At 59.7% G+C, this 19,803-nt stretch carries 18 protein-coding genes; 4 read left to right on the top strand and 14 right to left on the bottom strand.

Annotated elements, in window-relative coordinates:
• Positions 1-12: 12 nt before the first annotated feature.
• On the top strand, positions 13-1,524 hold the full coding sequence (locus tag HMPREF1985_RS06230) for a Y-family DNA polymerase (protein WP_040637232.1): 1,512 nt from the start codon (positions 13-15) through the stop codon (positions 1,522-1,524).
• Positions 1,521-1,706 carry a hypothetical protein gene (locus HMPREF1985_RS06225; protein WP_021771680.1) on the top strand — a complete coding sequence of 62 codons (186 nt, stop codon included), beginning with the start codon at positions 1,521-1,523 and terminating at the stop codon, positions 1,704-1,706. The genes HMPREF1985_RS06230 and HMPREF1985_RS06225 overlap by 4 nt, the downstream gene beginning before the upstream one ends.
• Before the next feature lie 20 nt (positions 1,707-1,726).
• On the opposite strand, the gene HMPREF1985_RS06220 is transcribed toward HMPREF1985_RS06225, so the two are convergent.
• Both HMPREF1985_RS06220 and HMPREF1985_RS11720 read right to left on the bottom strand, forming a co-directional pair.
• Complete coding sequence (locus tag HMPREF1985_RS06220) at positions 1,727-2,311, bottom strand: ComEA family DNA-binding protein (protein WP_040637231.1); 585 nt, start codon at positions 2,309-2,311, stop codon at positions 1,727-1,729.
• Between the two features lie 112 nt (positions 2,312-2,423).
• Entirely contained in the window at positions 2,424-2,552 is a 129-nt protein-coding gene (locus HMPREF1985_RS11720) for a hypothetical protein (RefSeq protein ID WP_255349300.1), read from the bottom strand.
• 171 nt (positions 2,553-2,723) lie between these two features.
• Between HMPREF1985_RS11720 and HMPREF1985_RS06210 the strand changes: the two genes are divergently transcribed.
• Positions 2,724-4,037: a replication-associated recombination protein A gene (locus HMPREF1985_RS06210; protein ID WP_021771677.1), complete on the top strand. Its 1,314-nt coding sequence runs from the start codon at positions 2,724-2,726 to the stop codon at positions 4,035-4,037.
• 177 nt (positions 4,038-4,214) lie between these two features.
• On the opposite strand, the gene serA is transcribed toward HMPREF1985_RS06210, so the two are convergent.
• Entirely contained in the window at positions 4,215-5,798 is a 1,584-nt protein-coding gene (gene serA / locus HMPREF1985_RS06205) for a phosphoglycerate dehydrogenase (RefSeq protein WP_021771676.1), read from the bottom strand.
• A gap of 429 nt (positions 5,799-6,227) precedes the next feature.
• Here serA and serC point away from each other — a divergent pair, with 429 nt between their 5' ends.
• Entirely contained in the window at positions 6,228-7,319 is a 1,092-nt protein-coding gene (gene serC, locus HMPREF1985_RS06200; protein WP_021771675.1) for a 3-phosphoserine/phosphohydroxythreonine transaminase, read from the top strand.
• 314 nt (positions 7,320-7,633) lie between these two features.
• Here the strand turns inward: serC and ftsH are convergent, their stop codons facing one another.
• The 11 genes from ftsH to mfd form a co-directional block, all read right to left on the bottom strand.
• Positions 7,634-9,628 carry an ATP-dependent zinc metalloprotease FtsH gene (ftsH, locus tag HMPREF1985_RS06195; protein WP_021771673.1) on the bottom strand — a complete coding sequence of 665 codons (1,995 nt, stop codon included), beginning with the start codon at positions 9,626-9,628 and terminating at the stop codon, positions 7,634-7,636.
• A 23-nt stretch (positions 9,629-9,651) separates the two neighbouring features.
• The gene (gene hpt, locus HMPREF1985_RS06190) at positions 9,652-10,197 is read right to left on the bottom strand and encodes a hypoxanthine phosphoribosyltransferase (protein ID WP_040637229.1); all 546 of its coding nucleotides are present in this window, start codon (positions 10,195-10,197) and stop codon (positions 9,652-9,654) included.
• On the bottom strand, positions 10,187-11,581 hold the full coding sequence (gene tilS / locus HMPREF1985_RS06185) for a tRNA lysidine(34) synthetase TilS (protein ID WP_021771671.1): 1,395 nt from the start codon (positions 11,579-11,581) through the stop codon (positions 10,187-10,189). Before tilS ends, hpt begins: the two co-directional genes overlap by 11 nt.
• 56 nt (positions 11,582-11,637) lie before the next feature.
• Positions 11,638-12,090 carry a S1 domain-containing RNA-binding protein gene (locus HMPREF1985_RS06180; protein ID WP_021771670.1) on the bottom strand — a complete coding sequence of 151 codons (453 nt, stop codon included), beginning with the start codon at positions 12,088-12,090 and terminating at the stop codon, positions 11,638-11,640.
• A 208-nt stretch (positions 12,091-12,298) separates the two neighbouring features.
• Positions 12,299-12,598: an FtsB family cell division protein gene (locus tag HMPREF1985_RS06175; RefSeq protein ID WP_021771669.1), complete on the bottom strand. Its 300-nt coding sequence runs from the start codon at positions 12,596-12,598 to the stop codon at positions 12,299-12,301.
• A gap of 86 nt (positions 12,599-12,684) precedes the next feature.
• Positions 12,685-13,125, bottom strand: a complete 441-nt coding sequence (locus HMPREF1985_RS06170) for a hypothetical protein (RefSeq protein WP_021771668.1) — start codon at positions 13,123-13,125, stop codon at positions 12,685-12,687.
• Positions 13,126-13,272: 147 nt separating this feature from the next.
• A complete protein-coding gene (locus HMPREF1985_RS06165; protein WP_040637228.1) occupies positions 13,273-14,400 on the bottom strand; it encodes an MGDG synthase family glycosyltransferase in 1,128 nt (375 codons plus the stop codon).
• Between the two features lie 17 nt (positions 14,401-14,417).
• Complete coding sequence (locus HMPREF1985_RS06160) at positions 14,418-15,188, bottom strand: SDR family NAD(P)-dependent oxidoreductase (RefSeq protein WP_021771666.1); 771 nt, start codon at positions 15,186-15,188, stop codon at positions 14,418-14,420.
• A gap of 54 nt (positions 15,189-15,242) precedes the next feature.
• Positions 15,243-15,542 (bottom strand): HU family DNA-binding protein, encoded by a 300-nt coding sequence (locus HMPREF1985_RS06155; protein ID WP_021771665.1) that lies wholly within the window; start codon positions 15,540-15,542, stop codon positions 15,243-15,245.
• A 236-nt stretch (positions 15,543-15,778) separates the two neighbouring features.
• Complete coding sequence (locus HMPREF1985_RS06150; protein WP_021771664.1) at positions 15,779-16,468, bottom strand: SAM-dependent methyltransferase; 690 nt, start codon at positions 16,466-16,468, stop codon at positions 15,779-15,781.
• Entirely contained in the window at positions 16,465-19,797 is a 3,333-nt protein-coding gene (gene mfd / locus HMPREF1985_RS06145; protein WP_021771663.1) for a transcription-repair coupling factor, read from the bottom strand. The genes HMPREF1985_RS06150 and mfd overlap by 4 nt, the downstream gene beginning before the upstream one ends.
• Positions 19,798-19,803: the final 6 nt, after the last annotated feature.

Raw genomic sequence — 19,803 nt, 5'->3', positions numbered from 1 at the left:
GCCCGGATTGCGATGATCCCACGTGCCTATCTCGCCATTGACCTAAAGTCATTTTACGCCTCTGTCGAGTGCCACGAGCGCGGGCTCGACCCGCTCGGCACGAATCTCGTCGTCGCCGACAAAAGCCGCTCGGAAAAGACGATCTGCCTTGCCGTATCGCCCGCACTCAAGGAATGCGGCGTGCCCGGACGCCCGCGCCTCTTTGAAGTCATCCAGCGCATACGCGAGGTCAATCGCGGACGGGCACTTCGTGCGCCGCACCGCAGGCTCGTCGGGGAATCCACGGACAAGGCGGAACTCACCCAAAATCCCAGCCTCGCCGCAAGCTATATCATCGCCGTGCCGCGCATGGCGCTCTACATCGACTACAGCGCGCGCATTTATGCGGTCTACCTGCGCTACGTCGCACCCGAGGACATCCACGTCTACTCCATCGACGAGGTATTCATCGACGTGACAGACTACCTCCTCATGTACCATGCAACGCCGCATGCGCTCGCACTCCGCATGATACGCGCGATCCTGCGCGAGACGGGCATCACGGCGACAGCCGGAATCGGAACGAATCCCTACCTCGCCAAGATCGCAATGGACATCGTGGCAAAGCACATGGCGCCCGACCGCGATGGCGTCCGCATCGCCGAACTCGATGAAAGACGCTATCGGGAGCAGCTTTGGGCGCATCGTCCGCTCACCGATTTTTGGCGCGTCGGTCGAGGATATGCCAAAAAACTCATTGCGCATGGGCTCTTTACGATGGGCGACATCGCGCGCTGCTCGCTCGGCACGGCAAGGGACTACCATAACGAAGACCTGCTCTACCGTCTCTTCGGCGTCAATGCCGAGCTTCTCATCGACCATGCGTGGGGATATGAACCCTGCACGATGGCGGACATCAAGGCATACGAGCCAAAAGCGCACAGCATGGGTGCCGGGCAAGTGCTCCAGTCCCCCTACTCCTTTGACAAGGCACGCATCGTCGTGCGCGAAATGGCAGAGCAGCTCGCGCTCGACCTCGTCGAAAAACGGCTCGTCACCGATCAAATCACGCTCACCATCGGCTACAGCAGGGAAAGCTTGGCAAACGGCGGCTACGACGGCGCGACGCATACCGACCATTACGGGCGCATCGTTCCCAAGGCGGCGCACGGCAGTGAGTCCTTCACGCGCTGCACCGCCTCATCGCGCGAAATCACCGCACGCACCATGGCGCTTTTCATCCGCATCGCGAATCCCGGACTGCTCGTCCACCGCATCACCGTCACGGCAAGCCACGTCCAAAGGGAACGTTCGGCATGCGAAAAAGGCGACCCATACGCGACCAATCTCTTCGCAGGGCTCATGGACGAGACGAGGGCAGACGCCAAAAACGAATCGGACGAGCGCCGCGAAAAATCCATGCAGGAAGCAATCCTATCCGTGAAACAAAAATACGGAAAGAACGCGCTCCTGCGCGCAGCCAGCCTACAGGAAGGCGCGACTGCCATCGCGCGAAACAATCAGATCGGAGGGCATCGCGCATGAAAGAAGCCGAGGTTCAAAGCCGCTACGGCGATATCCTGCACATGCCGCGTCCCATTTCCAAGGCGCATCCCCCCATGCCGCGCGAAAAGCGCGCGGCACAGTTCGCCCCGTTTGCCGCATTGACAGGGCATGCGGAAGCTTTGGCGGAGACGGCACACAAGACCGAGCGGCAGCATTCCTGAGAGCTGCGCCATGCTGCGGCTTAAATGCAGATTTTGTCCTTCATCTTCTCAAATTTCGCTTTGCCGATTCCCTTCACATTTTGTAGATCCTCGATGCTCTGAAATGCGCCCTGCGTCTCGCGGTACTCGATGATGCGCTTCGCCATCGCGGGACCTATGCCCGGCAGGCTGTCCAGTGCCTTTTCATCCGCCGTATTGATATTGACGCGGTCCCTTTGCCCTGCCGCGCTTCCCGCCGTTTTCCCATCCGTACCGCTCTTTCCCGCGGGCAGCGCAGGCATCGACTGCTTTTCGGGCACGCGAATCTGTGCGCCGTCCTTCACGGGCTGCGCCATATTGATTTTCTCTGCGTCCGCCGTCGGCAAGAGGCCGCCGCAGGCGTTCACGGCATCGGCGATGCGTGCGCCCTCCACGAGTGATACGACGCCGGGCTTATTGACGGCACCCGTCACGTAGACAGCAAGGCGCGCCGGCTCTCCCTGCTCCGCCGTTCCCGCAGCCAAAGGCTCTACGGCATCTTTCGTCTCGAAGCCGTATACCATGCCGCCTATCACAGCAAGCACGAGCACGAGCAGGACAAGCATGGACTTTCGGTACATCGGCATAGCAGTCCCTCCTTGCGAATGTACGGATGAATTCACTCTATATTCGGTAAGTTTCGCGCATGACGAAAAAACTCCTGCCGCGAAAGCAGGCAGGAGCAAAAATTGGATTTCCTTATCGCATGAAACGGAATACGGCGATGTTGCGGCACACCGAAAGGGGCTCTGCCCAAATGCCGATGCCGAGCACGAACAGGACGGCGATGAGCCCCGCCATGCGCGCGGGGAAGACAACCAATCGCAAGCCAAATGGAACGGGAAAAGGCACACGAAGTATAAGCTAAATATATTTTATGATTATATACGTTAAGAATAAACTTTATGCCCCATTTGGCGCAGGCACGGCGCTTGCCGTTTATGCTATAATGGGAACAGATTGAATTGCCCGACAGACCAATAGAAAGAGGTGAGCCCATTGGATCTGGAAACGAGCCTGTTTGCCGGGGAAGTCCCCGCGCCGATCGCGGAGCGGCTGCGCCCGCAGACGCTTGCGGAATACGTCGGGCAGGAGCATCTCCTCGGCAAGGGAAAGATCTTGCGCCGCCTCATTGAGAGCGACCAAATCTCCTCCATGATCTTCTGGGGCCCGCCCGGCACGGGCAAGACGACGCTCGCGCGCATCATCGCGGGGCGCACGAAGGCGAGCTTCCTGACGTTTTCCGCTGTCACGAGCGGCGTCAAGGAGATTCGTTCCGTCATGCAGCAGGCGGAGAAAAACCGTTCCTACGGCGAGCGCACCATCGTGTTCGTCGACGAGATCCATCGCTTCAACAAGGCGCAGCAAGATGCCTTCCTGCCCTTCGTCGAACACGGCAGCATCATTCTCATCGGCGCGACGACGGAGAATCCTTCGTTTGAGCTGAACAGCGCCCTGCTCTCGCGCTGCAAGGTATTCGTGCTGCACGCGCTCACGGAAGGCGACCTCACGCATCTGCTCGAAAACGCGCTCAAAAACCCGCGCGCCTTCGGCGGGCAGGACATCGCCATCGAGCCGGATCTCCTCGCGCGTATTGCAAATTTCGCAAACGGCGATGCGCGCATGGCACTCGGCGTGCTCGAAATGGCAATCCTAAACGGCGATACGGCGGATGGAAAGACGACCGTTACCGCCGAAACCATCGAACAGTGCACCTCGAAAAAATCGCTTCTCTATGACAAGAAGGGGGAAGAGCACTACAACCTCATCTCCGCCCTGCACAAATCGATGCGGAACTCCGACCCCGACGCCGCCGTCTACTGGCTCGCGCGCATGCTTGAGGCAGGCGAGGATCCCATGTACATCGCGCGGCGCGTCACGCGCTTTGCGAGCGAGGACGTCGGGCTCGCCGACCCGCGCGCGCTCGAAATTGCCGTCGCTGCCTTTCAGGCGTGCCACCTCATCGGCTATCCCGAATGCAATGTACACCTTACAGAGGCCGTTGTTTACCTCTCGCTCGCGCCGAAGTCCAACGCGATGGAAGTCGCCTACAACGAAGCAAAGACCGACGCGCTAAGGGAGCTATCTGAACCCGTCCCCATGAATATCCGCAACGCGCCGACGCGCCTCATGAAGGAAGTCGGCTACGGAAAGGGCTACATCTACGCACACAACACCAAGGAAAAAATGGCACGCATGCAGTGCCTGCCCGATTCCCTCGTCGGACGCAGCTACTACCGCCCCACAGAAGAAGGCGTCGAAGGGCGATTCAAAGACCGCCTTGCGGCTATCAAGGCGTGGAAGAATCCATAAAAAAGGCTCTTGCGAGAATCCTATCTCCTGCAAGGGCCTTTTCCTTCCCTTACCAAATCCGTCTGGAATGGCACGTGTACCCTCTTCCTTTCTTCCGATCTTAAGATCATCACGGTTTCGTATTTGGCAAAGAAAAATGCCCATGCAGACAAACTGCATGGGCAGCGCATCCAAGGCTCAGATTGCATAGAAGTTGACAAGCTTCGCCCCGAAGATGCCATCGATTGCCTTGACTTTTTCGAGCATATCCCCGGGAATATCATGGTCAATGGTCAGCACCATGATGTTTGTGCCTTCGATTTCCGTACGGCCGACCTGCATGCCTGAGATGTTGATATTCGCACGGCCGAGCAATGTGCCGACCGCACCAATGATGCCGGGTCGGTTGGTATGCGGGCAGACGAGGAGGCGTGCGTGCGGGTCGACATCGACGCGGAACTTATTGATGCGGACGATGCGCCCTTCCGTACCGAAGAGCGTCCCCGCGACGGTGAGTTCCTTGCCGCCTGCTTTGATGCGGACGGAGATGAGGCTCTCATAGTGCTTCGACTCTTTCTGCTTGCGCTCGGTGACGGTGATGCCGCGGTCTTTCGCGAGGCTCGGCGCGTTGACGTAGTTGACCGTGTCCTCCAAGATGGGGTTCAGCATCCCCTTGACAACAGCCGTCGTCAAAAGCCCCGTGCTGACTTCCATGATTTCGCCCTTGTAGGTGACCTCGACTTCCTCAATCGCACCGTCCGCCATGCCGACGACCATGCCGCCGAGGCGCTCGGCGAGGGTAAGGTACGGCGCAATCACGCGCATGACCTCGCGCGATACAGGCGCCATGTTGACTGCCGTCGCGACCGGCTCGCCATGGAGCGCCGCATGGACGCCTTCAGCGACGTCGATGGATACGCCGATCTGTGCCTCGACCGTCGACGCGCCGAGATGCGGCGTCAGGATGATGCCCGGAACGCCGACGAGCGGATGACCCAGACCGACCGGCTCGCTCGTGAACACGTCGATTGCCGCGCCCGCGACAAGGCCGCTTTTTACGGCCTCGGCGAGGTCTTCCTCGACGATGATGCCGCCGCGCGCGCAGTTGATGAGGCGGACGCCTTTTTTCATGCGCTTCATCTCGGCAAGCGAAATCATGCCTTTCGTTTCCTTCGTTAGTGGCATGTGCACCGTGATGAAGTCCGCCTTCCCGATGACATCATCGAGCGTTCCAATCGTCACGCCGAGCGACTTTGCACGCTCCTCATTGATGTACGGGTCGTAGGCGATGACATCCATATCGAATGCCATCGCGCGTTTTGCGACGCCCGCGCCGATGCGCCCCATGCCGATGACGCCGAGCGTCTTGCCGCGCAGCTCGACGCCGACGTACTTCTTGCGGTTCCACTCGCCCTTCTGCATCGTCTCATTCGCGATGGGGATGTTGCGCGAGAGCGCGAGCATCATGGCCATCGTGTGCTCCGTCGCCGCAATCGTGTTGCCGCCCGGCGAGTTTATTACGATGATTCCCTTCGCCGTCGCGGCAGGGATGTCGATGTTGTCGACGCCGACGCCTGCGCGCCCGATAATCTTGAGCTTCGCGGCGCGGCCGATGACCTCTGCCGTGACCTTCGATGCCGAGCGCACGAGCAATGCGTCGTATTCGGGAATGATGGAAAGAAGCTCCTCTGCCGAGATCTTGTCGCGCACGTCCACCTCAAATTCCTCCTGCAAAAGCGCAATGCCCTTCGGTGAAATGCCGTCTGCTGCCAGTACCTTCATGTTGCTCTCCCTTTCCTTTGCTTCCGCCCGCGAACGAATCGCCGAGCCGGAAATAAAAAAGCGCCGCGTCCCGATTTGGGACGAAGCGCTTGCTCCGCGGTGCCACCCAAGTGGTACGCAAAACGTACCTCTCCTGGCGCTGTATCGGGCGCACCCGTCTGGCTCATCGTCAGCCGCTCCAAGGCGGAACGTCGGATCTTCCTGCCTGCTCGCACCTGCCGCAGGCTCTCTTTCAGGAACGTATCCTTCGCTTCCTCTTCCTCGCGTTCACTTTACAAGGCGTATTATAGCGCATCCATTTTACGCCGTCAAGTGCGCCTCTGATGCAAAAATGTATATTCTGCTTGCATTTCAAAATCTTTCACGCTAGAATATACGTATTCGTCCGCGAATACGGGCTTTCGCTTACACGCATTAGGAGGTCTTTCCATGGAAGCAGATCGCGTCTATAACTTCAACCCTGGTCCCGGCACGCTCCCTTTGGACGTGCTCAAGGAGGCGCAGGCAGAGTTTCTGAACTTCAACCACAGCGGCATGTCAATCCTTGAGATCAGCCACCGCTCGCCGCAGTACGAAGCCGTGCACCAACAGGCAAAGAAGGACATCAAAGAGCTCATGGAGCTCGGCGATGACTACGAGGTGCTCTTCTGCCAAGGCGGTGCGAGCCAACAGTTCGCGATGATCCCGATGAACTTCGCATCAGGGCCGCATAAGGGTGCCTACGTCCTCTCGGGCAGCTTCGCAGAAAAGGCGTACAAAGAGGCGGAGCACTTGGGCGTCGGCACGATTGCTGCATCGAGCAAAGAGGGCAGCTACAAGCACATCCCGCAGCAGGAAGAGCTCCAGATCCCTTCGGACGCCGCCTACCTCCACATCTGCTGCAACAACACGATTTACGGCACGGAGTACCACTACGTGCCTGAGACGAACGGCATCCCGCTCTTTGCCGATATGTCGTCCGACATGCTCTCACGCCCTGTCGACTTCAAGAAGTTCGACTTCATTTACGCGGGCGTGCAGAAGAACCTCGGTCCTGCCGGCGTCGTCCTCGTCGTCGCAAAGAAATCGCTGCTCGAAAGGAATGCGGACAAGCTGCCAACGATGCTGCGCTACGCGACGTTCTACAAGAAGGACTCGCTCTACAACACGCCGCCTGTCTTCTGCATCTACATGGTCGGCAAGGTCGCTGCATGGATCAAGGCGCAGGGCGGCCTCACGGAAATGGCGCGCCGCAATGAGAAGAAAGCAAAAATCCTCTATGAGGCAATCGATCGCTCCAACGGCTTCTACCGCGGCCATGCAGAGCCTGGAAGCCGCTCGTTCATGAATGCAACATTCCGCCTGCCAAGCGAAGACCTCGAAAAGAAATTCGTCACCGAGGCGCTCACGCACGGTCTTTCCGGCATCAAAGGACATCGCAGCGTCGGCGGCATGCGCGCCTCCATCTACAACGCCATGCCGTACGAAGGCGTCGCGGCGCTCGTCGACTTCATGGAAAAATTCCGCAAGGAAAACGCGTAACAGCAGCACGTGTGCGATGCTATCATCACGGAAAAAGAAGGCGGCACGAGAGGATTCTCCTCGTCGTGCCGCTTTTTTCCCGTGTCCATTATGCATCCCAAAGGATCTTCAGAAATTCGCCGTAGTGATATTCCAGTTCCCTTGCCATCACACGCGCCACCATGACCACCGTGAATACAAGCTCGGACGAAAAATGACGCTATGATCCTCGTCGCCAATTTCCTTCATCTCAAAATCCCGAATCTTTTTCATCACCAGGAACGAGGAAAAGAGTTTTGCCGCGCCTGTCATCGTTTTCCCCTCTCCATGCCGATCTATTTGTCGTAATGCGTGACGTTGAACTTCGGCTCAGCCGCTTTCTCAGGGATGGAGACCTTTTCCTCCTCCGATGCCTCCTCTGCGGCTTGTTCCTCGCTCTCCTCCGATGCTGCCAGCGGCGTCACGGCAGGATCGCCATCCTTCGGCTCGTCATCACGGTCGTCATGATCTTCGTCCTTTTCACGGATCTTGCCCGTCGTCATGAGCTCTTCCAGCTCGGACGCCGTCAGCGTCTCGCGTTCGATGAGTTCCTGTGCGATGAGGTCGAGTTTGTCGCGGTTCTCTATGATGATCTTGCGGCATGCCTCGTACGCCTCTTCGATATAGCGGCGCACTTCCTTATCGATCTCGCTCGCAACTTCCTCAGAGTAGTTGCGCTGATGATTGATGTCACGTCCGAGGAACACCTGATGCTCTGCCCCTTCTCCATAGGAGACGGGTCCCAAGACTTCGCTCATGCCGTATTGCATGACCATGCTTCGCACAATGCGCGACGCCTGCTGGATGTCCTGTGACGCCCCCGTCGAGATCTCCTTCAATACGACCTCTTCGGCGACACGGCCGCCCATCGCGACCTTGAGCCGGTCGAGCAGTTCGGAGCGCGTCGCGTAATTGCGGTCTTCCTTCGGGAGCATGAGCGTATAGCCGCCTGCGCGTCCACGCGGAATGATCGTGACTTTATGGACGGGATCGGCGTGTTCCAGCATCATGCCGACGAGTGTATGGCCGCCTTCGTGATATGCCGTAAGTTTCTTTTCCTCATCGCTCATGACATGGCTGCGGCGCTCCGGTCCGGCTATGACCCGCTCGATTGCTTCCTCGAGCTCGCCCATGAAGATTTGCTTCTTGTTTCGGCGTGCGGCAAGAAGCGCCGCCTCGTTGACGAGGTTGCTGAGATCCGCGCCCGTGAATCCAGGCGTGCGGCGCGAGAGGATATCGAGGTCGACATCCCCTGCGATTGGCTTGCCCTTCGTATGGACTTTGAGAATCGCGAGCCTGCCGCGCACGTCCGGCTTGTCGACGACGATCTGACGATCGAATCGGCCGGGGCGCAGAAGTGCGGGATCGAGAATATCGGGACGGTTCGTCGCCGCGATGATGATGATGCCTTCATTGGCGGCAAAGCCGTCCATCTCGACGAGAAGCTGGTTGAGCGTCTGCTCACGCTCGTCATGGCCGCCGCCGACGCCGGCGCCGCGCTGGCGGCCGACCGCATCGATCTCGTCAATGAAGACGATGCACGGCGCGCTCTTTTTCGCTTGCTCGAAGAGGTCGCGCACACGCGACGCACCGACGCCGACGAACATCTCGACGAAGTCCGAGCCCGAAATCGAAAAGAACGGAACGCCCGCTTCACCTGCAACAGCACGTGCGAGCAGCGTCTTGCCCGTGCCCGGAGGGCCGTAAAGAAGGACGCCCTTCGGGATGCGTGCGCCAAGATCGTTGAACTTCTTCGGCTGCTTGAGGAACTCGACGACTTCTTCGAGCTCCTGCTTCGCCTCGTCCGCGCCCGCGACATCCTGGAACGTGACCTTGATCTTGTCCGCACCGCTCATGCGGGCACGGCTCTTGCCGAAACTCATCACGCGTCCGCCGCCGCCCTGCGTCTGCTGCATCATGAAGAACCAGAGGCCGACGAGGAGCAGGATCGGCAGGACGGACGAGAGCATCTGCGACCACCATGGAGGTTCGGGCGGATTCGCCGCCGCGATATCGACGCCCTTGTCCGTCAGTTTCTTGTAGAGATCCGGGTCGCTGTAGGGCTCATCTGGCGATATCGTCGTGAACTCCGTTCCATCGGCAAGCGTGCCGTGGATCGTGTTCTGGATGAGCACGACTTTCTGCACCTCGCCGCTGTCGACCTTTGCGAGGAACTGGGTGTACTCCACTTCCTGCTTTTGGGTGCTCTTCGCGGAAAAGTAATCGATCACGGAGATCGCGACGAGGATTATCAAGAGATAATAGCCCACGTTGCGCAAAAACTTATTCAAGCCTTTTCCTCCTTTTGGAATTTTTATTGATAGATTTCAGGCTTCAGTACGCCGATATACGGCAGATTGCGGTACTCGCCTGCATAGTCGAGCCCGTAGCCGACGAGGAACTCGTCCGGCACTTCAAAGCCGCAGTAGTCGATAGCGACCTCTGCCGTACGGCGCGAGGGCTTCGAGAGCAGGGCACAGAGGCGCACGCTCTTCGGCTTGCGCGCGCGGAAGATCCGCATGAGATAATGCATTGTCGTGCCCGAATCTATAATATCTTCGATAACGATGAGGTGTTTTCCTTCTATATCGAAGTCGAGATCCTTTAGAATTTTGACTGAGCCGCTCGTGCTCGTCGCGTTGCCGTAGCTCGATGCGATCATAAAGTCAAAGTGTATGGGAATCGTGATGCTGCGCACGAGGTCGGTATAGAACACGACGGCTCCTTTCAGGATACCCACACAGTAGACCGTCTCCTCTGCGTCCTTGTAGTCTTCCGAAATGCGCTTGCCGAGTTCGGCAACCTTCGCTTTGAGCGCTGCTTCTGTAAAGCAAATTCGCGCAATGTCTTCATCCATCATGTTCATTTTGCTCCCTACTGGTAACCCTGCAATATACGATTGGGACATTCCCTGCCAGTTGATACGCCGCGCTTCGACGATGCCCTGCGATCCAAAGCACTTCCCTCCCAACGGCAAGAAGCGGGATCCTGGATCGCTCTTCGCGCGGAATTTTGTCGTCGATCCATACTTCCTTCAATTTTTTCCGCCCTGATGCAAGGCGCATGAAATCACCTGCCATGCGGCCGCGCAGGCAAAGCCCTTCGGGTGGTGGTGCGGCAAGGCAAAATGCGTCGCTTCCGATCCTTTCGGGCGGTGCTGCGAGCAGGCTTGCCATGAGCTTCCACTTGCCCCAAATCGTCACGCCCGGCACGCGCACCGATGCGGGTGCCGGCGCTTTCTCTGCCGCCAAACGGCGCGGCAGGATCAAAAGCCTGCCATAGGATACCTCCGCTCGTCTGCCATGCGGAAGGTCGAGGCCGCTTCCCGTCTTGCCCGTGAGGAAAAGCATGCGAAGCGCTTCGACGTGGGCAAAGGCGAGATCCTGCTCCTCTCCTGCCGTACGCCAAAGGCGGCGCAGGGCACGACGCTGCAGGGCAAGGGGCAGGGCGCAGAACGGCGTATGCCAAAGGTATTTTTTTGCTGGTCCATCCGCCTGTCCGTCCCGCGTCTTCAGAAGTCCCGGCCACGCCTGATCCAGCATGGCGTCCAGGCAGTCGTTTTCTGCCTCTGCGATTTCCGCGAGCTGGCAAAGTGCGTGGGAGACGGCAGGATTGGCATGTGCCCGAAGGTATGGCAGGACATCGAGGCGGAGCGCATTTCGCATGCAGTCTGCACTGTCGTTCGTCGCATCGTGGCGCGGTGCAAGCCCCCGCTCCCTGCAGTACGCTTCGATTTCGGCACGCGTCACGGCGAGCAGCGGGCGTATATGCCGCCCGTTTCTCGGCCGCATCGCCGCAAGCCCGTCTATCCCCGTGCCGCGCAGGATGCGCATAAGCACCGTCTCGGCTTGGTCGTCGGCATGGTGCGCCGTCGCGAGTGCATCCGCCCCACTCCCCTCTACGACCTGCCAAAGGAACGCATAGCGGCACTCCCGCGCAGCAAGCTCCAGCGACATCTGCTTCCGCTTCGCATACGCCGGCACGTCTTCTGAGCCGAGCTGAAACGAAGCGCCCCGCGCGCGTGCGAACGCTTCGACAAACGCAGCGTCCGCACGGCTCTCCCCGCCGCGTATTCCGTGTTCGAAATGCGCGACGGTAACGGTGAGCGAGAGCTTTTTCCGTAAGGCGAGCAGGATGTCAAGGAGGGCGAGCGAGTCCGCTCCTCCCGAACACGCAGCGACGACGTGCGATCCAGCCTGCAGAAGCCCATGCGACCGCATGAACTGCGCAACGCGCTCGACCATCTCTTTCTCCTATGAAGTAAAACAAGGACTGCCATGCAGGCAGTCCCCTATTTGCCTTATGCTCTGCGCGAGCCGCGCCCGCCGCGTTTGGAGTCCGTCTTGCGCCGAAGATCCGCCATGCGCTCATCACTGTCCTTCATGAACTTCGAGAGCTTGTCCTCAAACGAACCGCGATCACCGAAGCGCCCGCCGCCTCTTTTGGAATCACGCGATCCGCGATCCATGCGCGGCGCGTGAAAAAGACGCGGGGCAGGACCGGCAGCCTCCGGCTTTCTCTCCTGGGCCTGCTTGATGGAAAGCCCTATCTTGCCGCGCGCATCCACATGCAGCACCTTGACTTTGACCTTGTCCCGTTCCGAGAGGAAATCGTGGACATCCTTGACATACTCATCCGCCACCTCGGAAATGTGGACAAGCCCCGTCTTGCCCTCCGGCAGCTCGATGAACGCGCCGAAGTTCGTAATGCCCGTAACGACGCCCTCGACGACGCTGCCTACTTCAATCGACAAATTCGTTCTTCCTCCTCTAAAATGTACGTGACTCTAAAATGTACGTGAAAGGATATACCCCTTACATGAAAATACCTATTGTATTATACGCTTGCACGCGCTCGAGTGTCAACTGGAAAACGAGCGAAGCACACGCCCCAAAACCCAAAAATGACCTGCCACACTCCTGCTGCGGATATGCCAGGCCAGCCTGCGTTTCGCGCCCGCTTTACGGATGCCTGTGTCCTATGCTGTAGGGCATCTCCCCGCTGCGCGTCATGCCGAGATCCTCACGTGCGATTTTCTCGATATAATCCAGGCTTTGGAGGTCTTCCTTCTCCTTGACGAGACGTTCGTGCTCCTCCCGTGCAGCAGCAAGGCGGGCCTCTGCTGCCATCCGGTCATCCCGCACCTGCCCCAAATACGTCTGCTGGAAAATGAGGAGGACGGAGAAATAGCCGATCACGACGCAAAGTATCAGCGTGAACCAACTGAATCCACGCCGCTTGTGCTGTCCTTTCCGCTGCAATCCCAATCCCTCCTGTCAATCTTGTTCCGCCCCTATATTGTAACGGGAACGCCCTGTATCTGCAATAGGAAATCCCGCTGCTGCCGCTACTTTTCCGACCACTGGAAGTAATCCGTGCTTGCGATGCGGCGGAAGACGGAGTGGCAATGCGGGCAGCGGAAGTGATCTTTGACGTTTTCCATGTCGGGCTTGCCGTCGATGATGCGGACGGGCTGGCCCTCGACGAAGTCCATGCGATCCCCGCAGCGCGGGCAATCGCACTTGCCTTCTGCATCGCGTTTCAGCTTCATCGGTGGGATATCGCCCGTGCGCAGGAGTTTCTTTTCCCGTTTCGGAATCGGGAATGATTCAAAATACTTGGAACCCAAAAGCTCGCGATAGGCAACGCCGCACGTCTCACACTCATAACGCGGCTTCGTGCTGTCCATGTCGATCTTTCCATCCACAATCTCCACTGCCTTGCCTTCGACGAACTGAAGCGCTCCGCCGCATGTCGGGCAACGGTACGATAACTGAACCAATGACATCTTTCTTCCTCCATGCCAAGGCGCATTCCCTCACTTGAAACCATGACGTCCGCAATTCCAAATGAATCCAGACGAGCCGCACATTTAAACTATTCCATTTGTGTATAGGGAAAACCTTTTAAAAACAGGTTAAAAAGCATATAGAATTCATTCGTGCGGGAAGAGCGTCCGCACGATGGCGGAGGCCGCACCGGCACGCCCGCAGCGTTGCGCGGCATTCGCCATGGCAGGCAGGCTGCCGCCTGCAAGGAGGCTGCGCACCGCTGCCGCAAGATCCTCTCCCGGATGGAGCCAAATGGCAGCTCTGTGGCGTGTCGCGTAGACGGCGTTTTCCGTCTCAGGTCCAGGGATCGGATCGTGCAGGAGCATCGGGAGCCCGAGCACGAACGCCTCGCTCATCGTGAGCGCGCCGGGCTTCGTGATGAGGAGGTCTGCTGCCCGCATGAGCACGGGGACGCGATCCGTATAGCCCCAGACGAACACCTGATGATGCGATCGGTCAGCGAAGTCCTGTACGCGCTCCTTGAGGGCTTCATTGCGTCCGGCGACGACGAGCAAGGCGAGACGCTCGGGAATGGATTCGAGCGCCTCCACCGTCTCTTCTATGCCGCCGAGCCCGAGCCCGCCGCCCATGAGGAGAATCGCGCGCTGCCCCTGCTCGATCGCCATGGCGTGACGAACGCTCGCATAGTCCGGCACGACGGCGAGAGCCTGCGCAACGGGGATCCCTGTGACGTGGAGCGACGCTTCGGCAAATCCGCGCGCGCGCATTTCTTCGCGCATCGCCTCTGTCGCCATAAAGTAATGATCGACGTGTGGACAGAGCCAAATCGAATGGAGCGAATAGTCCGTCATGACCGTCGCGAGCGTGAATGACGGATCCTCGCGCTTGACGAGCGCCGCTGCGCCCTCTGGAAATGGGTGCGTGCAGAGCACGAGATTGGGCGCATAGCGGCGCAGCAGGCGTCGCATCGCCGGTGCCATGACGCGTGCAAAGGCGCCCTGCGTCGCCTTGCCTCCTGCCTTGCCGCCCGACAGCTTGTAAAACACATCGTAGAGATTCGGCACGAAATCGAGCATGACGAGGTAAGCTTTTTTCATGAGCGCATGAAGGAACGAGATGCGGCGCGCCATGAAATCCACCGTCGTGATCTCCGCTCCTGGAAGCGCACGGCGAAGCTCCGTCGCAATCGCCTCTGCTGCCTTGGTATGGCCGGATCCGATCGACGCGGTCAAAATGAGAATCCGCTTCGCCGCCTTCGTTTTCTGCTCCATATCCGCTCCTTTCGCGCTCATGCCGTAAGCCCGCCGTCCAAAGGACAAATCGTTCCCGTCATAAAGGCGGCGCGGGCCGACGCGAGGTAGACGATAAGCGCGGCCGCCTCATCCGCCGTCGCGATTCGCCCGAGCGGGTAGACGCCTGCCATCTCGCGGAGCGCCTGCACGGGATCGGGGGCAGCGTCGAGCTGCGCCTGCGTCATCGGCGTCATGACATCGCCGGGCGCAATCGCATTGACGCGAACGCCGGCAGACGCCACCTCAAGGGCGAGCGCACGCGTGAAGAGCACGACCGCCCCCTTGCTCGCACAGTACGCTGCTGCAAAGTAATTGCCGTGCAGCCCGGCATCCGAAGCAACGTTGACGATATTGCCGCGCACCTCTTTGATCCGCGGAAGCGCCGCCTGCGAGAGGAGCATCGTTCCCTTGACATTCGTCGCGAGGACAGCGTCGAGCTCCTCCTCATGAAGCGCCTCAAGCGCCCCCTCCGCGTAAATGCCTGCCGCGTTGACGAGCACGTCGATATGCCCGAAGTAGGATTGCACCTCCTGCACGACGCGTGCGCAGTCGTCCTTTTGCGCAACGTTTCCCGCACAAAAGACGACATCCTCCGGTGCTCCGTGCGCGGCGCGCAGCCCGCGCACGGCATCCTCGCCGTGCCCCGTATCGCGTGCCATCAAGGCGACACAGGCGCCCTCCGCAAGAAACGCCGCTGCCGACGCAAGCCCGATCCCCGACGTGCCGCCTGAGATGAGCGCCACTTTGCCCGCCAGTTCCAAGTCCATGCGGTTCCCCTTCCTCGAAACGGAAAAGCCTTCCCGCGAAGAGAAGGCTTTTGGTTAGCGCTTACGCATATCGTCCCTTTCGGGATTCACCGCATCCTTCAGCGCCTTTCCTGCCTTGAACACAGGGCAGCGCGCCGCCGCGATCTCGATCGGCTCATTCGTGCGCGGATTGCGCCCTTTGCGCGCCGCGCGATTCTTCGTCTCAAACGTGCCGAAGCCGATGAGCTGTACCTTGTCGCCCTCGACGAGCGCCTGCTGCACGCACTCCATGAACGCATGAATTGCTTTCTCTGCATCCTTCTTCGTCAAGTTTGACTTTTCCGCTACATTTTGGACGAGTTCCGTTCGATTCATCGTGATGCCTCCCAATCGAATTCCATCCTAAGGAATCACGGATAAAATGAAGTCCGTCAGATTGGCGTAGATTTTCCGCCGAAGTTCGGACAAAAAAGATGCGTCAGGATGGCGTGGCTGAATGGATCCGTGCTTCCCTAAAGCTACGGTTCAAACTTTAACAGAAATGGGAAAAGAACGCAAGTTTTTTCATGGCGGCGCATCGTTCTTGTTTCCTGAAGAGTCCATTCCCCATCCTATTCCTGTGCGGGCACGAACACGCTCGTGAGGTGATCGATATCCTTCTGCCGATCCAGCTCGTAGAGCGGGATACGGCGGATGGATTCGTCGGGAAGTGCGAGGTTGTGGAGGAATACGATCCCGCAGTCGTCCGGATAGTGCGCCATGAGCGCGAGCTTCGCGTCAGAGGCGATGACGGGATCGTAGGCCTGTGTGACGACGAGCGCCTGGCGGGGCGAGATCGCCATGTCCCCAATCGCCTCGGCATCGAGAATCGTAAGCCCCGCGATCGGATCGATCGCAAGGCGCGTGCAGAGGACTTCGAGGAAGCTCATGCCGGGAAGAATGGCAAGCTTCGTGCCCATGCGCTCCGCCGCTGTGCGAAGGAGCACGACGGTGCGCTCGGCGACGAGCGGACTGCCGGGCACGGCATAGACGACGGCTTCCTCTTTCCCCCGCTTCGCGAGGTCATCCGCGATGCCCGCGTACAGCGTCTCGAAATTCGTCGCCTTCTCGTATCGTGCGTCATACGTCTCATAGCCGATGCCCGCCGCATCCAGTGCGGTGACAGTCGGATGGATGCGCGTGCGCAGGATGAGATGCCCGGCTTCTTCCATCGCCTGCCACGCCTCGCGTGTGATGAGTCCCGCTCGCCCCGGGCCGAGTCCGACGACGGTGACGCCGTTGCCTTTTTCCATTTCCCTCATACGGCACTTCCCTTTCCCTTCACATTCGGCTGGCTGCCGTGCTCCTCGCCCGTCGCGATCCGCAGGACGCGCAGTGCGAATCCCGCGATATCCGCCTTGCCTCGCGTATCGAGCGCAAAGCGGAAGCCGTCCGGATCGCTGCGCTTTCGCATGCGCCTGCCGAAGGCATGGTCGAGCGCGAAAACGGCGCGCGCGGGCAGCTGCTTGCCATCCAGCAGGCATATATCGAGTGCGAGCGGCTGCTGCTTGACCATGCGGACGGACAGCGCACGCGCCATGTTCTTGATGCGTGCGACATCGAGAAGGCGCAGGACCGGCTTCGTCGGCTCGCCAAAGCGATCCATGAGTTCGTCGAGCAGCGAGGATATTTCTTCCTCCGTTCGGATGGCAGCGATGCGCTGATAGATCTCGATCTTGTGCATGGCATCGGCGATGAAGTCCCCGTCGATGTACGCCTCGACCGTGAGATCGATGAGCGGCTCCGGCACGGGCTCTTCGATCGCCTTGCCGTCTTTTAGCGTCGCGACGGCCTCTTCCAGCAATTTGCAGTACATCTCGAAGCCGATGCTCGCGATATGCCCGTGCTGCTGTGCGCCGAGGAGGTTGCCCGCACCGCGAATCTGAAGATCGCGCATGGCGATCTTGAAGCCCGCGCCGAGCTCGGCGAACTCCTTCATCGCCTGCAGGCGCTTTTCCGCCGTCTCGGTCAGGATCTTGTCCGCCTGATAGACGAAGTAAGCGAATGCCATGTGATGCGAGCGTCCGACGCGCCCACGCATCTGATAGAGCTGCGAAAGGCCGAAATAGTCGGCGTTGTAGACGATGATCGTATTCGCATTTGCGATGTCGAGCCCATTCTCGACGATGCTCGTCGCGAGCAAAATGTCGTAATCGCCCTCGTAAAAGTCCATCATGACGCGCTCCAGCATCCCCTCCGGCATCTGCCCATGTGCCGTCTGGATCCGCGCATCGGGCACAAGCGAGCGCAGTCGGTCGCGCATCTTGTCGATGGTATCGACGCGGTTGTAGACGAAGTAGATCTGTCCGCCGCGCCGTATCTCGCGCTTGATTGCATTCGCGATGACCGTATCGTTGTTCTCGACGACATACGTCTGCACGGGAAAGCGGTCAGCGGGCGGCGTCTCGATGATGCTCATATCGCGCGCGCCGACGAGCGACATGTGGAGCGTGCGCGGGATCGGCGTCGCCGAGAGCGTCAGCACGTCAATGCCTGCCGCGAGGCTCTTGATCCTGTCCTTCTGCTTGACGCCAAAGCGCTGCTCCTCATCGACGATGAGAAGGCCGAGATCCTTCCATACGACCTTTTTCGGGTTCAGGATGGCATGCGTGCCGATGAGGATGTCGATCTGCCCCTTCCGCACTTTCTCGATCGTCTCCGCCTGCTGCTTCGCCGTACGGAAGCGGCATATGACGTCAATGCGCGGCGCAAAGTCCTGGAAGCGCGCCGTAAACGTCTGAAAGTGCTGCTGTGCGAGCACCGTCGTCGGCACGAGCACGGCGACCTGCTTGCCGTCCATCGCCGCCTTGTAAGCCGCGCGGATCGCGACCTCTGTCTTGCCGAAGCCGACATCGCCGCAGAGCAGCCGCTCCATGGGCTTCTTCTGCTCCATGTCCGCCTTGATCTCGGCGATCGCCTTGAGCTGATCGTCCGTCTCTTGATACGGGAACGCTTCCTCGAACTCGCGCTGGCTGGAGTCGTCGGGCGGGAACGCATGCCCCTCCGCCTTGCGCCGCTTCGCGTAGATCTCGATGAGATGCTTGGCGATATCTTCGACCGACTTCTTCGCGCGCGCCTTCGCGCGCACCCACTCCGTGCCCCCCATGCGCGAGAGGCGCGGCACTTCCCCCTCTGCGCCGATGTATTTTTGCAGGAGTCCAACTTGATCGGTCGGCACGAACAGCTTGTCGTCACCGCCGTACTTGATATGAAGGTAGTCGCGGTGGATGCCCGCAACGACGAGCGTCTCGACGCCGACGTACTTGCCGATGCCGTGGCTTTCATGGACGACGTAGTCGCCGGGCTTGATATCGCGGAAGTGCGCAATGCGCGCGCCGCCCGTCTGACGCTGCGCGGCGCCCTTGCGTTTCGTATGGCCGAAGATGTCCTGTTCCGTCACGACGACGAGGTGCGCAGCCGCCATTTCAAAGCCCGTGAGCAGGGTGCCGACGCGAACGTTCACGGCATCCTCGCGAAGCGTCTCCTCCTCGCCGCCGACGAGCGACGGCACGCGCCGTTTCGCAAAGAACTCACGCAGGCGGTTCGCTTTTTCCTTGTTGCCAAGGAGCACGAGGACGCGCTGCTTCTGCGCGACCCAGCGGTTCGCCTCGCTTTCGAACAAGTCCACCTGGCGCTGGAACGGCGTCATGCTCGTCACGGTCATGCTGACCATATGGGCGGGATCTGCCCCCGGAATCTGCTGCAGCATGAGCGCCGAGTAGGCGATGCGGTTGCCCTTCGCCGCCGTGAGGAGCTCCTCCCACGAGAATACGGCGTCCTTCATGTCTGGATTCTCATGCACCATCGACCGAATCTGCTCGCGGATGCGGGCAGGCTCGTCAAATACGACGAGGCCGCGCCCCGAAAGGTAGGAAAGAAAGAGTTCCGGGCGCTGCGCGGCATCCATTCGCATGAGTGGCAGGACGCGCACCTGCTCGATATGATGCAGGGAACGCTTCGTGCCGAGATCGTACTCCCGCAAGGAATCGACGGTATCGCCGAAGAGTTCGATGCGCACGGGCTGCCGTGCATTGATGGGGAATACATCAAGAATGCCGCCGCGCGCAGCGAACTGTCCGACGTGCTCGACCTCGTCTGCATGCTCGTAGCCGAGCTGTACGAAACGCGCGAGCAAATCGCCGCGCTCCATCTCATCGCCGATATGCAGCACGAGGCTCAAGCGCTCGAACTCGCCACGGCTCATGTCCTTCTGAACGGCGGCTGCCGCGTGTGCGATAACGATCGAGGGTGCCGTGCGCATGAGCAGCCCGAGCGTCTCCATGCGCCGTGCCGCACGCTCCATGCCCTTTGCCGTAGCCTGCACCTGCACGGCATCGAGCTCGGGCAGCGCCGCGACGTGCGCATGGGGAAGAAGCGCTGCAAGATCCTCGCACCAGTCCGCTGCCGCCTCCTGTGAATGCACGATGACGACCATCGTCTGCGGATGCGCTGCGTAGCACGCAGCAAAGGCGGCGTGCTTCTGCGTGCCGCCAAGCCCATAGGCAAGCGTCTCGCCCGCCTCGCCCTCTATGTATTCCTGCAAGCGCTGCATCGCAGGATCCTGCTGCATCGCCGCAAACAAAGCCTTCATCTTGTT

Source organism: Mitsuokella sp. oral taxon 131 str. W9106 (genome assembly GCF_000469545.1).
Lineage (GTDB): Bacteria > Bacillota > Negativicutes > Selenomonadales > Selenomonadaceae > AWVT01.
This window is presented reverse-complemented; position numbering and strand designations above follow the sequence as displayed.

What these genes read in the sequence shown, in the direction of transcription:
- HMPREF1985_RS06230 (WP_040637232.1), top strand. Translation starts at nt 13, where the DNA reads ATGATCCCACGTGCCTATCTCGCCATTGACCTAAAGTCATTTTACGCC.
- HMPREF1985_RS06225 (WP_021771680.1), top strand. Translation starts at nt 1,521, where the DNA reads ATGAAAGAAGCCGAGGTTCAAAGCCGCTACGGCGATATCCTGCACATG.
- HMPREF1985_RS06220 (WP_040637231.1), bottom strand. Translation starts at nt 2,311, where the DNA reads ATGCCGATGTACCGAAAGTCCATGCTTGTCCTGCTCGTGCTCGTGCTT.
- serA (WP_021771676.1), bottom strand. Translation starts at nt 5,798, where the DNA reads ATGAAGGTACTGGCAGCAGACGGCATTTCACCGAAGGGCATTGCGCTT.
- serC (WP_021771675.1), top strand. Translation starts at nt 6,228, where the DNA reads ATGGAAGCAGATCGCGTCTATAACTTCAACCCTGGTCCCGGCACGCTC.
- hpt (WP_040637229.1), bottom strand. Translation starts at nt 10,197, where the DNA reads ATGATGGATGAAGACATTGCGCGAATTTGCTTTACAGAAGCAGCGCTC.
- tilS (WP_021771671.1), bottom strand. Translation starts at nt 11,581, where the DNA reads ATGGTCGAGCGCGTTGCGCAGTTCATGCGGTCGCATGGGCTTCTGCAG.
- HMPREF1985_RS06170 (WP_021771668.1), bottom strand. Translation starts at nt 13,125, where the DNA reads ATGTCATTGGTTCAGTTATCGTACCGTTGCCCGACATGCGGCGGAGCG.
- HMPREF1985_RS06165 (WP_040637228.1), bottom strand. Translation starts at nt 14,400, where the DNA reads ATGGAGCAGAAAACGAAGGCGGCGAAGCGGATTCTCATTTTGACCGCG.
- HMPREF1985_RS06160 (WP_021771666.1), bottom strand. Translation starts at nt 15,188, where the DNA reads ATGGACTTGGAACTGGCGGGCAAAGTGGCGCTCATCTCAGGCGGCACG.
- HMPREF1985_RS06155 (WP_021771665.1), bottom strand. Translation starts at nt 15,542, where the DNA reads ATGAATCGAACGGAACTCGTCCAAAATGTAGCGGAAAAGTCAAACTTG.
- HMPREF1985_RS06150 (WP_021771664.1), bottom strand. Translation starts at nt 16,468, where the DNA reads ATGAGGGAAATGGAAAAAGGCAACGGCGTCACCGTCGTCGGACTCGGC.
- mfd (WP_021771663.1), bottom strand. Translation starts at nt 19,797, where the DNA reads ATGAAGGCTTTGTTTGCGGCGATGCAGCAGGATCCTGCGATGCAGCGC.